General features: G+C 37.8%; 12 protein-coding genes. 7 read left to right on the top strand and 5 right to left on the bottom strand.

What is annotated here, in order from left to right; translation table 11 throughout:
• Positions 1-2 precede the first annotated feature (2 nt).
• The 3 genes from AADJ06_RS10635 to AADJ06_RS10625 all read right to left on the bottom strand — a co-directional run bounded on the left by AADJ06_RS10635 (position 3) and on the right by AADJ06_RS10625 (position 4,589).
• The gene (locus tag AADJ06_RS10635; RefSeq protein WP_341226424.1) at positions 3-1,808 is read right to left on the bottom strand and encodes an ABC transporter transmembrane domain-containing protein; all 1,806 of its coding nucleotides are present in this window, start codon (positions 1,806-1,808) and stop codon (positions 3-5) included.
• Position 1,809: 1 nt separating this feature from the next.
• Positions 1,810-2,778, bottom strand: coding sequence for a gliding motility protein (locus tag AADJ06_RS10630; RefSeq protein WP_341226423.1), 969 nt, complete (start codon positions 2,776-2,778; stop codon positions 1,810-1,812).
• 71 nt (positions 2,779-2,849) lie between these two features.
• Positions 2,850-4,589: a DUF4153 domain-containing protein gene (locus tag AADJ06_RS10625; RefSeq protein WP_341226422.1), complete on the bottom strand. Its 1,740-nt coding sequence runs from the start codon at positions 4,587-4,589 to the stop codon at positions 2,850-2,852.
• A 190-nt stretch (positions 4,590-4,779) separates the two neighbouring features.
• Between AADJ06_RS10625 and AADJ06_RS10620 the strand changes: the two genes are divergently transcribed.
• From AADJ06_RS10620 to AADJ06_RS10595, 6 genes are read left to right on the top strand one after another with little or no spacing between them, the layout of a single operon-like run.
• Complete coding sequence (locus AADJ06_RS10620) at positions 4,780-5,370, top strand: TetR/AcrR family transcriptional regulator (RefSeq protein ID WP_341226421.1); 591 nt, start codon at positions 4,780-4,782, stop codon at positions 5,368-5,370.
• Positions 5,367-5,717: a DUF4260 domain-containing protein gene (locus AADJ06_RS10615; RefSeq protein ID WP_341226420.1), complete on the top strand. Its 351-nt coding sequence runs from the start codon at positions 5,367-5,369 to the stop codon at positions 5,715-5,717. The genes AADJ06_RS10620 and AADJ06_RS10615 overlap by 4 nt, the downstream gene beginning before the upstream one ends.
• A 2-nt stretch (positions 5,718-5,719) precedes the next feature.
• A complete protein-coding gene (locus tag AADJ06_RS10610) occupies positions 5,720-6,142 on the top strand; it encodes a PaaI family thioesterase (RefSeq protein ID WP_341226419.1) in 423 nt (140 codons plus the stop codon).
• Positions 6,143-6,144: 2 nt separating this feature from the next.
• Positions 6,145-7,485 (top strand): TolC family protein, encoded by a 1,341-nt coding sequence (locus AADJ06_RS10605; RefSeq protein WP_341226418.1) that lies wholly within the window; start codon positions 6,145-6,147, stop codon positions 7,483-7,485.
• Between the two features lie 12 nt (positions 7,486-7,497).
• On the top strand, positions 7,498-8,535 hold the full coding sequence (locus AADJ06_RS10600) for an efflux RND transporter periplasmic adaptor subunit (protein WP_341226417.1): 1,038 nt from the start codon (positions 7,498-7,500) through the stop codon (positions 8,533-8,535).
• Between the two features lie 11 nt (positions 8,536-8,546).
• A complete protein-coding gene (locus AADJ06_RS10595) occupies positions 8,547-11,588 on the top strand; it encodes an efflux RND transporter permease subunit (RefSeq protein WP_341226416.1) in 3,042 nt (1,013 codons plus the stop codon).
• On the opposite strand, the gene AADJ06_RS10590 is transcribed toward AADJ06_RS10595, so the two are convergent.
• On the bottom strand, positions 11,578-12,384 hold the full coding sequence (locus AADJ06_RS10590) for an alpha/beta hydrolase (RefSeq protein ID WP_341226415.1): 807 nt from the start codon (positions 12,382-12,384) through the stop codon (positions 11,578-11,580). The genes AADJ06_RS10595 and AADJ06_RS10590 overlap by 11 nt on opposite strands.
• 12 nt (positions 12,385-12,396) lie before the next feature.
• A complete protein-coding gene (locus AADJ06_RS10585) occupies positions 12,397-13,251 on the bottom strand; it encodes an alpha/beta hydrolase (protein WP_341226414.1) in 855 nt (284 codons plus the stop codon).
• A gap of 126 nt (positions 13,252-13,377) precedes the next feature.
• Here AADJ06_RS10585 and AADJ06_RS10580 point away from each other — a divergent pair, with 126 nt between their 5' ends.
• Positions 13,378-14,829, top strand: a complete 1,452-nt coding sequence (locus AADJ06_RS10580) for an ATP-binding cassette domain-containing protein (RefSeq protein WP_341226413.1) — start codon at positions 13,378-13,380, stop codon at positions 14,827-14,829.
• Positions 14,830-14,846 lie beyond the last annotated feature (17 nt).

Here is a 14,846-nt window from a genome sequence, read left to right as displayed (position 1 = left end):
TATTAAGATGCTAGTGTACTTCTTTCCATTTGAAGCTTAACCAAATTTGAATAAATTCCATCAGGATTCAAAATAAGGTCTTCGTGCGTGCCTTGTTCGGCTACTGTTCCCTCATTTAAAACGTAAATCTGGTCAACATTTTTTACCGTGCCTAACCTATGAGCGATTATAATAGTAGTTCGGTTTTTCATAAGCTCATCAAGAGCCTCTTGAACTAGGTTTTCAGATTCGGAATCTAAGGCACTGGTTGCTTCGTCTAATAGTAATATGGCTGGATCTTTTAAAATAGCTCTTGCTATTGCTATTCTTTGTCTTTGCCCTCCTGATAATTTAACGCCTCTTTCTCCTACTATGGTGTCCAGTCCTTCAGGAAACCTGTCAATAAACTCTAAGGCATTAGCTTTTTTAGCAGCTTCATTGATTTCCTCTTCAGTGGCATCTAACCTACCATAGTTAATATTTTCTTTAATAGTTCCACCAAATAGAATGACCTCTTGTGGGACAATGGCCATATTTTGACGAAGGTTCGTTACGTCTTGTTCTTTGATGCTTTTACCATCAATAAGGATATCGCCAGAATTTATGTCATAAAAACGAAGAAGTAGCTGAACCACGGTGGATTTTCCAGCACCACTTTGACCCACAAGGGCTATTTTTTCACCTGGTTTTATGCTCAAAGAAAAATCTTTAAAAACAGGGAGGTCGGTTCTTGATGGATAAGCGAATGCTACATTTTTATATTCAATAGCACCTTTTATTTTTACAGTGTTTCTGTTTTTGTTTAAGTCTACTTCTGAGCTTTCATCTAAAATTTCTAAAATTCTTTCTGAGGCTCCTACACTGCTCTGAATTTGAGAGTAGATATCTCCTAAACCATTTACAGAGGCCCCTATAAAGGCTGTATAAAAAAGGAACGACATGAGGTCAGCCAATTGAATTTCGTTTTGAAAAACAAGGCCACCGCCATACCAAACTACGAGCATTATGCCACCAAACAAACCGACAATTGAAAAACTGATGAAGCCTCCTCTGAAAATTGCAGATTTGATTGACAGGGCTACCACGTCACTCATCGATTCATCATACTTTTCTGATTCAACTTTCTCGTTTGTGAAGCCTTTTACCACTGAAATAGACTGTAAGGTTTCAGAGACCATGGCGTTTGAGTCTGCCAGTTTTTCTTGAACTTTTCTTGAAAAAACGCGAATATATCTTCCAAAAACAAAAGCTGCCACCACCACAATGGGGAAGGTCAGTAGCATGAAAAGGGTTAGTTTCCAGGAAATGTAAAGTATGATGGCTATACCTACAATAAGCGTAACGACTTGCCTAAAAAGTTCTGCAAGTGTTACGGAGAGAATACTTTGGAAAGAGGAAACATCCGAAGTGATGCGGCTAATTAAATCACCCACTCTGTTTTTCTCATAAAAGTTGATAGGTAAAGAGATGAGTTTATTAAAAACTTTCCTTCTTACGTCAGCAGATACGTTTTGGCTAACATAGGAGAAGATGTAAACCCTTAGAAAGGAAAAGATTCCCTGAAGAATAAGAATACCCCCAAAGAACAAGACGACCTGATTTAAACTATAATCAGAATTTCCTTCTATTACTCTTGTAACTTCACCAATCAAACTTGGAAAGGTTAGGGTAGTGGAGGTAGAGAGCACCAAAAAAATAATTCCGATAGCGAAAGCCCATTTATATGGAAGTACAAAACTGAGAAGCTTGAGAGCTTTTTTAAAACTATTCTTATCAAACTTCTTTTTTTTGAGCCGCTCCGCAAATTCCGAATTAGTTTTCTCTTCCATTTTATTCTTCTACCTCGCCTCGATATTTTGACATTCGTAAAATTTCTTGAATGTCAGTCATTTCCATTAGCTGTTTAAACGTTACCGAAGGGTTTTCCGTTCGAAACTTATCTATGATTCTCCAGCCTAGCCATTGTCCTATTCGTCCTGGGCAGCTTGAACCAATTTCAGGAACCTTAGGGCGTTCACCTAAGTACTTTTCTTTCACCTTTTGGTTTTGCTCAAAAAGTAAATTTTTATCGATGAAATGTGCCCAAATAAGATCTTGAGCATACCAGTTTCCTACTAGAGAACTATCAGGTATCCCGATAATAAGAGAGTCGGCAGCTTCTGGAAGCATGGTTTGTGTGAATTCAAATGACTTACCAAAATATACCATGTCATTAAGCATAGAACCTTCCGGTGTCGACTTTATGAAAGTATCAGAAAGTAACCTAACAATGGTAGGAACAATATAAGGTCTGTCGTATCGTCGTAAAATATAGCTAGGCTGGTCTGGTCGGTACATGGCCTTAGGCCCAAGGAAAGATTCCAAAGAAATAATTACAGCAGAATCGGAAACGTAAATGTCGTTTTCTATTCCTGTAAAAGTGGTGTAAATTTTTGGTGCAACAAAAGAAGGATAGTGTTCTTTGATATTGTCAAATGCGGTAGAAAGCTCTTTTTTCAATGGAGCTAGATCACCGTAAGTACTATCTACTTGTTTGTAAAAGGTCTGGGTTCCTGGATGACTTATGATATAAAAAAGGTGACTGATAAATGCCGTGTCATCCGGAAAGACGCGATATAAGCTTTTGCTATACCAAGGGTTTTCTTGAAGAAAAGAAACAAGTTCTTCTTTGGTTTCAATAGACATTAACTCCTTGTCAAAACGAGTAATTTCTAAAGTGGTGTTTTCTTGCTTAGTCTCAGAACAGGACTGCAAAGTAAAACCAAAAACGAGAAGAATTATGCCGAGGAAATATTTCATTATGATGCTTTTAAATACAAGGAGGCAAAGCTATGAAATTTATTATTGAGAAGCTTAAGAGCTTTAAGTAGCTAATTCTTCTTTAGATAAACCTTGCCTTCTATATTACTTTCTTTGTCACTGAATTCATAGTATTGCGTAATAACTAATGTCACCTTCCAATTATTTGATTCCTCTTTAAAAGTTAGGTTTTCTTCTGTTTGTTCAAAGTCCGGAGATTGGAGAGCTTTTAGGTTAAAGTCAAAGATATCGTCGTTTAATTCAAAATGGATTTCAGTGTCAGATTTCTTTTTAAAGAGGTAGGCAATGTTGTGCTTATCGCTTTTCCCTTGAACCTTATTTGAATTGAGATAAAATGGTATGGCGAAGTCTGCATTATACGTTTTATGAAAGCCATTTAAGTCTTGGTATATATTTATGAGAGGTGTATGTTTCTTTGATTTTTGGGGAAGACTAAGCCATTTTTCTATCTTAGAAGCTCTTTGATATTTTTGGGCTTTCGTTAGCTCTTCGTACTGCGTCGCGTCTAAATATTGCTCAAAGTTTTCGAGGTTATTTTCACACAAGTACTCTATAGCAGCGTATATTTTATCCGTTTCTGTTTCTGATAAATCAAGCTTTTTGTTTTCGACAAACTTCCCATTTTCTAAGAGGCTGTGTTTTGTTAAAACGTCGTTTAACCTTGTAGTTTGGTTTATGTAAGAAACATTAAAGGAACTGATTGGGCCATAAACACTAATGAGTCCCAGTAACATAAGACTGATAGGTATAAGCTTTATGTTGTCTTTTTGACTAATAATGAAATACAATGAAATTCCTAAAAGCCAGATACCAAGAATTAAAACGAAATAGCGTGGTTCTGTAAAACCATATTGATCTAGCCTAACATAGATAGCCGCAAACATCAGAGCCACTAAGGGTAGCATAAGCCAGTAGAACACTTTGTTAAACTTTTTGACCCAAGTGTTTTTGTTTTGAATAGGATAAAGAAGTAAGAAAGCAAGCACGCCAAAAACGCCACTGGCTAGCACCAAATTACTTACCCAACCCTTTGGAAGGGACCATTGGAAAACAATTTTTGCCTGATAACTAATTAGTATAAGTAGATAAATGGCAACTAATGGCAGCAAAATGTAGATGGTAAAGGTTTGTAGACCTTTAGGAAAGAACCGTTCTTTATCTATTTCATCAAGCTTTGGAATGTAGTTTAGGAAAATATTGGTATTGATGTAAAAGGCGATGATAAACCAGAGATATAAATAAAGGTCGGAGTCAAAGTTCAATTCGAACAGCTTATCAAGGGCGAGTAGGGCCAAACTTAAACCAGCGAATATAGTAGCTGAATATAGGGCGGCAGTTAAAATAGCAATAAAGAGGGTTTTGTTATAATGCCAAAATTGGATGGTCTGACCCTTTTTTAGGTATGGAGAAACTGCAACGGCCAAATGAAAGACAAGTCCAAGAACAAGGGTTCTGATTATAAATCGATTTTCATTTTCAAATGGTGCCCTTACGTCATTTAGAAAATAATAAAGGGCTAAAAAGAGAAGACTAGCGAATAGGCTAAGCCATTTAGAAACTGAACGTCGCTCATTAAATATTTCAATACTAAAGAAAAGTGGAACACCAAGTGCAAAAGTAACGAGCCCCTTCATGAGTGTGGGATTGTTACTGTCGGTTGCTTCCGCCATAATTATTGATAAAACGGAAACTGCAAAAGCACAAATTAATGTAAATGGAAACCTTAAATGTGTTTGAAAAGCTCTATTAAGCAGCGAAACAATATTCTCGGATTTGAAAAGGTTTTTCATTTTAACATTCATGTTTTACTAAAGGTAATACTATTTAAAGAGGGTGTTTATTGAAGAGAGAGGGTAATTTTTACAGAAACTTAAAAACACTCTTTGTTTTGTGAACGCTGTTCATTTTATTTGTAGTGTAAATTATAACAACACTGTTTAGATGGGCATCTCCGATAGAAAGGAACGAGAAAAGGAAGAAATGAAAACCAAAATTTTGGAAGCCGCAAAAAAGCTGTTTCTAGAGAAAGGTTTTGAAAAGACAAGTATTAGGAATATTGCGGATTTAATAGAGTATAGCCCAGGTACTATCTATTTATACTTTAAAGATAAAAACGACCTTCTTTTTCACCTTCATCAAGTCGCTTTTCAGAACCTGATTGTTGCCCTGGTAAGTCCTGAGCCTGCCGAAAAGGCTATTGATAGGCTAGAAGATATGGGTAAAAGATATATTTCCTTCGCCTATAATAATCCCGAAATGTATGATTTGATGTTTGTCATGGAGGCCCCTATGGAGTGCTTAGATGGAGCAGATGAAATATGGGATGAGGGGATGCAGGCTTTTGATATGTTGAAATTTCTTGTAGAAGATTGTCAAAAAGAAGGCTACTTAGGAGATTACGAGCTTGAAGACGCTTCTTTAATGGTGTGGAGTTTTGTGCATGGTCTGGTAACACTCAAATGCAGAAAAAGGCTCCAGATGTTTGGAGATGACGAGTTGGGAAGCTTAGATAGAATGATGAAGTCATACAAGGTTTTTGTAAGCACTCTAAAAATGACGAAGGCGAAATGAAAAACGTAATAAGTTTAGAAGAGCTGGCTCAGTTCGGTTTAGGAATTTTCTTTTTTACTAAACTTTCTTTGGCCTGGTGGTGGTTTCCTGCGTTGATTTTAGTTCCTGACTTCAGCATGCTGGGTTATGTTTTTGGTAGTAAGGTAGGAGCATGGCTTTATAACTTTTTTCATCACAAGGCATTAGGAATTTTTATAATAATAATAGGCTTCACCTACGGCTTAGAAATGGTTTCGCTAGCAGGAATTATTTTGTTTTCTCACTCGGCATTGGATAGAGTATTTGGTTATGGCTTGAAGTACGAAACAGATTTTAAAGACACCCACTTGGGTAGAATAGGTAAATAATTATGATAGAACAATTCAAAAAAATGATTGGCAAAGAAGCCAAAAATGTAAGCCCATCCCCGTATGGAAGATGGTTAAATGGAACTCTTTTAGCAGCAGAGGAAGGCAAGATAAAAATGTCATACAAGGTAAGAGAAGAATTTGCTAATCCTGCAGGAATAGCCCATGGCGGTGTTTTGGCTGGAATTATTGATGAGGTTATCGGAATGACCACACATACGCTAGGGCGTGATGGTTTTTTCGTGGCAGTTAATCTAAACGTTGACTTCTTAAGAGCGGCTAAAACCGGTGACGAAATTACTATTGAGACAGAAGTGGTGCGAGCAGGTAAAACAATTGCTCATGTGGAATGTCAAATATTTGATAAGGAAGGGAAATTATTGGCAAAGGCCAGTTCGAATCTGCTGAAAACTGTAATCAAATAGCTATGAAAAGGTTTTTTCTTCTAGCAGTATTTTGCACCTTTTTGACAGAAACAAATGCTCAAATTTTGGACGCGTATATTGAAGAGGGTTTGGGCACTAACTTAGCATTGAAACAACAAAAGTTAGAAATAGAAAAGTCGCTGAAGGCAATTGACATAGCGAGGTCTAATATTTTTCCAAAAATCACTTTTGCCCCTAATTATACACTGGCAGCAGGAGGGAGGAGTATTGAGTTTCCAATCGGAGATTTGTTGAACCCAGTTTATGGAACCCTTAACCAGCTTACGCAAAGTGAAAACTTTCCAACAGTGGAAAATCAGGATGTTCAGTTTGCACCCAACAACTTTCATGAAACGAAATTTACATTTGAGTTGCCTTTATTTAATCCTGAAATAAAGTATAATATTCAGCTTCAAAGAGACTTGGTTCAAACTGAAGAGGGAAAAAGGGATTTGCTGGAATATGAGTTAAAATATAATATTGAAGCGGCCTATTATCAATATTTGCAAAGCTTAGAAGCCTTTGATATTTATAAAAATTCTAGAGAATTTTTGAATCAATACCTTGATTTCAATCAGCGACTTGTCAAAAATCAATTAGCCTTAAAGGATGTTATTTATTCGTCAGAATACGAAATCAATAAGCTTGATGGAGATTTGGCAAATGCTCAAAAGAATATTGACAAAGCAAAAGCCTACTTCAATTTTTTGATTAATAAACCTTTTGATACTCCTGTCGAAGTTGATTCTTTGCTGTTGAAACAACTGCCTCTTGCTAAGAAAATAGGAGTTTTGCAGAGCGACGCATTGCAAAACAGACCTGAGTTCAGTCAATTAAAAGCAGGAATGAACGTAAATAATACGGTGCTTAAGCTACAAGAAAAGAGTGCTAAACTTCCAAGCCTTTATTTTGGTGGAAGCACGGGTTTTCAGGGTTACGGTTATTCCTTTAGTAATCAAGCATACGCTATAGGTCAGGTCGGTTTAAATTGGGATATTTTCCATGGAAACGAAAAGAAACACAAAATCCAGCAAACTGAAATTCAAGGCAAAATTTTAGATGTGAAATATCTAGAAGCCGAACAGCAAATAAAAATGCAAGTGGCCCAGGCCTATATTGATTATGGGGCTTCTTTGAAAACACTAGAAGCATCAGAAAAGGCTTTAGAAAACACGGCTTCCCTTCTTGGAATAGTGGAGAAAAAATACAAAAACGCAGACGCCATTTATATAGAGCTCATAAAAGCTCAAAACGACAATTTGATAGCAGCCCAAAAAACCTCTTTAGCCAAGTTTGATATTTGGTTAAAGAAGTCGGTTTTGGATAAAGTTAGTGCTCAATAAATCTATAATACAATGAAAAAAATCAGCTATTTGTTTGCCATTGGAGTACTTCTTTGGTCTTGTAAAAGCACGGAAGAAGAAGGTGAAACAGTTCAAACAGAAGAATTAGAGTCCGTAAGTACGGTTTTCCCCATTCAAAAAACTATTCAAGATGATATTTTGGCAAGTGGCGTGCTTTCTTCTAAAGCCGAATTAAAACTAGCCTTCAAAACAGGCGGAATGATAAAACGGATGTATGTCAAAGAAGGACAATACGTTAAGGCGGGTCAATTACTTGCCGAACTTGATATGTCTGAAATAGATGCTGCGGTCAATCAAGCCAAACTAGGTTTAGAAAAAGCCGAGCGAGATGTAAACCGTGTCAAAGGAATGCTAGAAGACGAAGTAGCCACAAAGAATAATTTAGAAGATGCCACCACGGCTTTTTCATTGGCGAAAGAAACCATGCAAACTGCCAAGTTTAACCAGAAATTATCAAGAATATATGCACCTCAGTCCGGTAAAATATTGATGAAAATTTCGGAACAAGGAGAGCTTATTACCCCTTTTGCACCAGCCATTATTTTAGGAACTGGCGGCTCTTCTTTTAATGTAAAAGTTGGTTTGGCAGATAAGGATATAATCAAATTGAAGATTGGTGATAAAGCGGAAGTGTCACTTGACGCATACCCTGGTGAGGTTTTTCCTGCCAGCGTTACGGAAATAGCTCAGGTAATAAACCCAAGCACGGGCACCTATGAGGCTGAGCTCACGCTAAACAGTAATGGTAAAAAACTAATCTCAGGTTTTGTGGCTAAATCTAAAATTACACCAAAGTCAGAAAGGCAAGTTTTGTTGGTTCCGGCTACCACGCTTATTGAAGCGGAAAATGAAAGTGCTTCAGTTTTTGTCTTTAATGGTCAATCTGTGGAAAGGAGAAAAATCATAATTGGCGGAATAAAGGACAATAAAGTGGAGGTTTTAAGTGGTTTGAGTTCTTCAGACCAAGTGGTGAGCCTTGGGGCTAACTTTTTAAGCGAAGGTCAAAAAGTCAAAGTAGTAAACCTGTAAAGGTCAATAATATGAAGATAGCAGAGTTTTCGGTTAAAAATTATCAGTTCACCATTATCATATTTGTTATGATAGTGGCCCTGGGCATTAGCTCATTATTAACCATGCCTAAGGCGGAAGACCCGGTTTTAAAAGCAACATTTAATACGGTGGTGGTTATTTATCCAGGAACAGGTCCGCAGGATATGGAAAAGCTAATTGTAGACCCCATAGAAGACCGGCTGAATGGATTGGAGGATGTAAAAAAGATTGTTTCAGTATCGGGAGATGGAGTTGCTAATATTACGGTGGAGTTTATGCACTACGTGGATGACGACGAGAAATATGGTGAAACGCTGAGAGAACTTAACGCGATAAGAAGCAAGCTTCCTGAAGACATATACAGTCTTGATGTTTTTAAGTACACGCCAGAATCTGTCAATATTCTACAGTCCGCCCTGATGTCGGAAACGGCCCCTTATCAGGAGATGAAAGAAAAAGCAGAAGAATTAAAGGAAGCCTTAGAAAAAGTAAAGGACATAAAAGGAGCGGAGGTTCATGCTTTCCCAAATAGGGAAGTAAAAATAGCCCTAAATACCGACAGAATGGCTCAGTATAAAATCCCGATAAATCAAGTAATGGGATTAATTCAGTCTGAAAATGCTGATATACCTGCTGGTTCTATTGAGATTGGCGAAAGAAGACTGAACGTCAAAACTTCGGGTTCTTATAAGTCTTTAGAAGAAATAGAGAACACCATTGTAAGTACTTCGGGTACACAGGTGACTTACCTGAAAGATATTGCGGAGGTGACTATGGGTTATGAGGAGCTAACTTATAAAGCCAGACTTAATGGAAAGAGAGCGGTTTTTATTACAGCTACGCAAAAAAGCAATACGAATATTTTTGATGTCAAAGCGGAGGTTGAACCTATTATTTCAGGTTTTGAAGAAGGCTTACCAGCAAATTTGACCTATGAAACAAGTTTTGACCAAGCAGATTCCGTTTCAAAACGATTGCTAGGCTTAGCTCGTGACTTTATCATTGCTATTCTTTTAGTAATGATTACACTAATTCCCCTAGGGTTTAGAGCGGCTTTAATTGTTATGGTTTCCATTCCGCTTTCACTAGCCATTGGTTTGGCGGGCTTAGACCTGATGGGTTTTGGAATAAACCAGCTTTCCGTAGTTGGTTTGGTGATTGCCCTAGGTTTGGTGGTTGATGATTCCATTGTGGTCGTTGAAAACATTGCCAGATTTTTAAGAGAGGGTTATAGTAGGAAAGAAGCTGCCGTTTTAGCCACAAAACAGATTGGACTTGCGGTAGTTGGCTGTACAGCAACCTTACTTTTCGCTTTCTTACCCTTAATATTTTTACCAGAAGCATCTGGCGAATTTATAAGAAGTTTGCCAATGGCTGTAATCGCGACAGTACTGGCGTCTTTGTTTGTTTCTATTACCATTGTTCCATTTTTGGCAAGTATGATTATGCCAAGGCACAGCAGTGAAGAGGGAAACATCGTTTTACAATACATGAAAAAAGGAATTGAAGGTTCCTATCGTAAAATCCTTCATTGGTCTTTATCAAAACCGCTCATTACGCTATTAATTGCTGTTTGTATTTTTGGCGGAAGCTTAGCTTTAATTCCTGTGATTGGTATTAGTGTTTTTCCAAAGTCTGAAAAACCACAATTACTTATAGATATCACCACACCAGTAGGAACAAATTTAGAAACAACAGATAAGGTCGATCGTTTTGTAGAAAAAACACTTTCAGAAGAGCCTTTGGTAAGAAACTATGCTTCTAACATAGGTAAAGACAATCCAAGAATTTATTATAACCTCTTACCAAGGGGAGGTGCTAGTTCTGAATTTGCTCAGTTGTTTGTTCAGCTTCAAGAAGATACCGAAGTGCCAGAAAGGACAGTTTTGGTAAACGAGCTTCGTGAGAAGTTTGTGGATTACCCAGGGGCAAAAATCATCGTAAAAGAGTTTGAGCAAGGTCCGCCAGTAGCAGCTCCGTTAGCGGTTAGGGTCTTTGGAGATAATATTGATTCGCTAAGGAATTTGTCAATCAAAGTAGAAAATGCCTATAAAGAAACGGAAGGTACTATTTATATAAACAACCCGTCTACGGTCATAAATACGGACCTCCGTGTCAAAATAAATAAAGACAAGGCAGGAATGTTTGGTATTCCAACTTCTGAAATTGACAAGAGTGTAAGAATGGCAATTGCCGGTTTGAATATCGGAGAATATAGGGATGAAGCAGGAGATGAATATGCCATTAATGTAGGATTGAAGAATGCTACCAATAGTACCTTTGACGTTTTTGACAAGATTTACGTGCTAGCAGGAAACGGTGCTCAGGTTCCTTTGAAAGCATTGGCGACGGTAAATTTTGAGAGCTCTCCAAACAACATTAACCATTACGATAAGGAGCGTTATGTTTTGGTGTCGTCTTTTGTGGCGGATGGTTTTTTGACACCTGCGGTCAATGAAGAATTCTTAGAAAAACTGGAGCAAATAGATTTTCCAGAAGGCTATGGATATCAAATATCTGGTGAAGTAGAGCGTCAAAAGGAAACATTTGGGGGCTTAGGGAACATCATTATCATTACCATTTTTGGAATTTTGGCCATCTTGATTTTGGAGTTTAAAACCTTTAAAAGCTCTTTTATCGTCCTGTCGGTTATTCCATTGGGAATTATTGGGGCAGTGACTATTCTTTATTTAACAGGAAACTCCCTTTCTTTTACAGCTACGGTAGGGATTATTGCTTTAGCAGGAATAGAGATTAAAAACTCCATTCTTTTGGTAGACTATACCAACTTCCTTCGTTCAGACGAAGGCTTGAGTATTGATGCGGCTATTGAAAAAGCAGGGGAAACAAGATTCATTCCTATAGTATTGACCACTTTAACTGCTATTGGAGGTTTAACACCTTTAGTTTTGGAGCATTCGCCCCTATACTCTCCCTTGGCTTTGGTAATTATTGGAGGTTTGATTTCGTCACTAATTTTAACCAGAATAGTTACGCCAGTGATGTATAAGTTATTGCCGCCTAAGGTGTAAGTAATTCTGGAGCCAACCACTCCTTCCATACTTTTTGGTATTGGTCTAAGCGGTATAAACCACGATGGCCGCCAGGTAAAAGGGTAAGTACGTCTTCTGGCGACTTACCCATTTTTTTTGTCAACATATAGCTAGATTCCACAGGAATCAATCTGTCCTCTGTTCCATGTATAAGTTTAACCCCACACTTTACTTTGTCAATTCTGCTGCCAGTATCAAAGGGGTGCTTTATCAGCAATTTGTAAGGGAAAATAGGCAAATGCATTTTTCCCACTTCCGCCATGCTGTAATAGGCACTTTCAAGAATTAACATTTTAGGGTTGTTTTCTGCCGCTAGTTTTGCAGCGACCCCTGAGCCTAGCGAGCGTCCATAAACAATGATGCTGTCTTCACTATATTCCTTTTTCATTTCTTCATATAGGAAAGCCGAATCGCTAAATATATTTTCTTCACTGGGTTTGCCTTTTGTTTTTCCAAAACCGCGGTAATCATAAAAGAAAACGTCATAACCTAGACTTGTAAATTGCTCTGCAGAACGACCCCATCTAGATAAATTTCTCCTGTTTCCGTGGTTATTAAAGAGTAAACCCTTTGATTTTTGAGAAGTTGGAAAGAATAAGGTGTTTACCTCGGTTCCGTCAGCGGCAGTGTAGTTTTTCTCAACAAAGGGCTGTTCAAACTTGAATTGATAAGCCTCAGGAAGTGGGTTTGCACGAAAAATGACAAAATCTTGAATGAGGTATAACATCACCAAAATCAGGCAATAGCCAAGAATGAGCCATTTGAGAAATTTCATTTGTTTGTTTGATTAAGTGTTGAATCCAATATCACCTAAGATTTGTTTGTCAAACTCGTCATACTGACCAAGCAAAATATCCCGCAGGACTCTATGGTATTCAGGAAAGGAGGGTAAATTATTATGTCCACCACCATAAATAGGGGCCAAATGTGTGTTTAATGGAGCCACTTTTGACAAACGAACGCTGCTACGCAGCGGTATTAATAAATCTTTTGTCCCGTGAATAATGTAAATAGGGCAGCGGCAGTATTTAAGCCACTCGTCCGTTCTGATTTTAAAGCGAAGAATGATGCTAAGGGGTAGAAAGGGAAGAAAGCGACTTGTCAAATTTGAGAAGCTATAATATGGAGCATCTAGAATTAGCATTTTAGGTTTATTTGAAGAGGCGAGTTTTGCGGCGAAGCCTGAACCTAAAGAACGACCATAAATGACTATGTCACTTTCAAGTATTCCGAAATCATAGCGAAGTCTGTTGTAAACATGCTGAGCATCTTCTTTCATGGCTTTTTCAGAGCGTTTCCCTCTGCTTTTGCCGAAACCGCGATAGTCAATCATTAGCACGTCATAGCCATGTACCGTGAAATCCCGGGAATATTTTGCCCAGCCTTTAATACTTCTGGTATTTCCATGAAAGTAAATGACAAGGCCATTTTTTTCCTTTTCTTCGCTAAAAAAACGAAGTCCGTTTATGGTGACTTTATCTGAAACAGTAAAGTTTAGCTCTTCAAAGGGGTAATCGTATTTGAATTCAAAATCAGCGGAAAGCTTCTCTGGCTTGAAAATGAAGAAATCTTGAATAAAATATGCAAGCGTACTCAGAACTACGTATGAGGCAAGAATCCAGAATACAATATTCCAAGTCATTCTAAATGAGGTTGTTTATTGAAAACTACTAAAAATGAGGAGAAATAGAAATTCTACGGGTTAGTTTTAACAGACTTATTTTCTGTAAATGATTCTTTTCTAAGACCAGAACTCTAATTTTACCAAATGATTTTATTCAATCAAGTTTATATCAAAAAAGGAGAGAACATAGTTTTGTCCGACATCAATCTGGAATTAGCCGAAGGCCAAAATTTTGGAATAATAGGAGAGAACGGAAGTGGAAAGAGTACGCTAATTGACGCCATGGCGGGAAAGGTTTTTCCATGGAAAGGAAAAATAGCAAAGCCACATTACTCTGAGATAGAATTAGTGCCTAGAGATTATGGTTTTCATAGGCTTGTGGGCCCTGCCTATCAATATTATCAGCAGCGGTACCACGCTCACGACTCTGAAATAGGCCCCACGCTTTATGAGGTAATTCAGAATCAGGTGATGCCCGTGGGAACTGTAGACAGCAAGTCTGTAGATTTACCTGAACCTACGTATGAAAAGGCTTGGGTAGAAGAGGTGGCAGAGAAAATGAATATTGCTCACCTTCTAGATAGAAAAGTCACTTCGCTTTCTAACGGAGAAACAAGAAGGTCGCTTATCGCCCTTTCTCTCTTGAAAAAACCGAAGGTTCTCTTATTGGATAATCCGTTTATAGGGCTAGATCAGGAAAGTAAATTGGCATTAAAGAACCTGCTTGAAGGTATGAAAGTGCGATTGGTTTTGGTCGCCAATGTTGACGATATGCCTGAATCTATTGATAAGGTTATCGAGTTAAAAGCTGGCAAATTGAGTGGTGTTTCGGAAAGGCCTTTTCCTAAGAACGAAAACAGCGGTTTAAAACTAGATTTTGATCAAGAACTTCTCCAATATTTTAAGACGGAAAAACCTAAATCAGAATCGGTCATTAAACTAGTAAATGGACAGGTGGTTTATGGAGATAAGCCTGTATTGCAAGAGGTGAACTGGGAAGTGAAGGCAGGTGAAAAGTGGGCCTTGATGGGGCCAAATGGCTCTGGAAAAAGTACACTACTTAGCTTATTAACAGGAGATAATCCACAAGCTTATCAAAACGAGCTATACCTCTTTGGTAAAAGACGCGGTTCAGGAGAGAGTATTTGGGAGATAAAGAAGAGAACGGGATACTTGTCGCCCGAAATGCATATTTACTTTCCTAAGAATATGGAGGTTTGGAAAGTGATAGCTTCTGGTCTTTTTGATACAATTGGCCTATTTAAAAAGCTAAGCGATGTGGATAAAGTAGCATTGGAAAGAATTATCAAGCTTTTGGATTTAGGAAGTATTGAGAATCGATTGCTGAGCGAGCTGTCTTCAGGTGAGCAAAGGTTGGTTTTGCTGGCAAGGGCTTTAGTGAAAAACCCCGAATTATTGCTGTTTGATGAAGCTTGTCAAAACCTTGATTATAACCATATGGTATTTATTCGCGATTTAGTGAATGAGCTGGTTTCGAAGCTTAATAAAACCTTGATTTATGTTACGCATAACGTGGAAGAACTGCCGGCGGTAATAAATAAGAAGATACTTTTAGAAAATGGGCGAATGCTTTAGTATTCGTAATTTTATGT

The sequence above is a fragment of the uncultured Arcticibacterium sp. genome (assembly GCF_964021845.1).
Taxonomy (GTDB): domain Bacteria; phylum Bacteroidota; class Bacteroidia; order Cytophagales; family Spirosomataceae; genus Arcticibacterium.
Note: the sequence above shows the minus strand (reverse complement) of the source record. Positions and strands in the feature narration are given on the sequence as shown.

Bases quoted from the DNA above. Each gene is read 5' to 3' on its own strand.
- AADJ06_RS10615 (WP_341226420.1), top strand. From the start codon at position 5,367: ATGAAAAACGTAATAAGTTTAGAAGAGCTGGCTCAGTTCGGTTTAGGA.
- AADJ06_RS10600 (WP_341226417.1), top strand. From the start codon at position 7,498: ATGAAAAAAATCAGCTATTTGTTTGCCATTGGAGTACTTCTTTGGTCT.
- AADJ06_RS10610 (WP_341226419.1), top strand. From the start codon at position 5,720: ATGATAGAACAATTCAAAAAAATGATTGGCAAAGAAGCCAAAAATGTA.
- AADJ06_RS10605 (WP_341226418.1), top strand. From the start codon at position 6,145: ATGAAAAGGTTTTTTCTTCTAGCAGTATTTTGCACCTTTTTGACAGAA.
- AADJ06_RS10620 (WP_341226421.1), top strand. From the start codon at position 4,780: ATGAAAACCAAAATTTTGGAAGCCGCAAAAAAGCTGTTTCTAGAGAAA.
- AADJ06_RS10635 (WP_341226424.1), bottom strand. From the start codon at position 1,808: ATGGAAGAGAAAACTAATTCGGAATTTGCGGAGCGGCTCAAAAAAAAG.
- AADJ06_RS10585 (WP_341226414.1), bottom strand. From the start codon at position 13,251: ATGACTTGGAATATTGTATTCTGGATTCTTGCCTCATACGTAGTTCTG.
- AADJ06_RS10590 (WP_341226415.1), bottom strand. From the start codon at position 12,384: ATGAAATTTCTCAAATGGCTCATTCTTGGCTATTGCCTGATTTTGGTG.
- AADJ06_RS10580 (WP_341226413.1), top strand. From the start codon at position 13,378: ATGATTTTATTCAATCAAGTTTATATCAAAAAAGGAGAGAACATAGTT.
- AADJ06_RS10625 (WP_341226422.1), bottom strand. From the start codon at position 4,589: ATGAAAAACCTTTTCAAATCCGAGAATATTGTTTCGCTGCTTAATAGA.
- AADJ06_RS10630 (WP_341226423.1), bottom strand. From the start codon at position 2,778: ATGAAATATTTCCTCGGCATAATTCTTCTCGTTTTTGGTTTTACTTTG.
- AADJ06_RS10595 (WP_341226416.1), top strand. From the start codon at position 8,547: ATGAAGATAGCAGAGTTTTCGGTTAAAAATTATCAGTTCACCATTATC.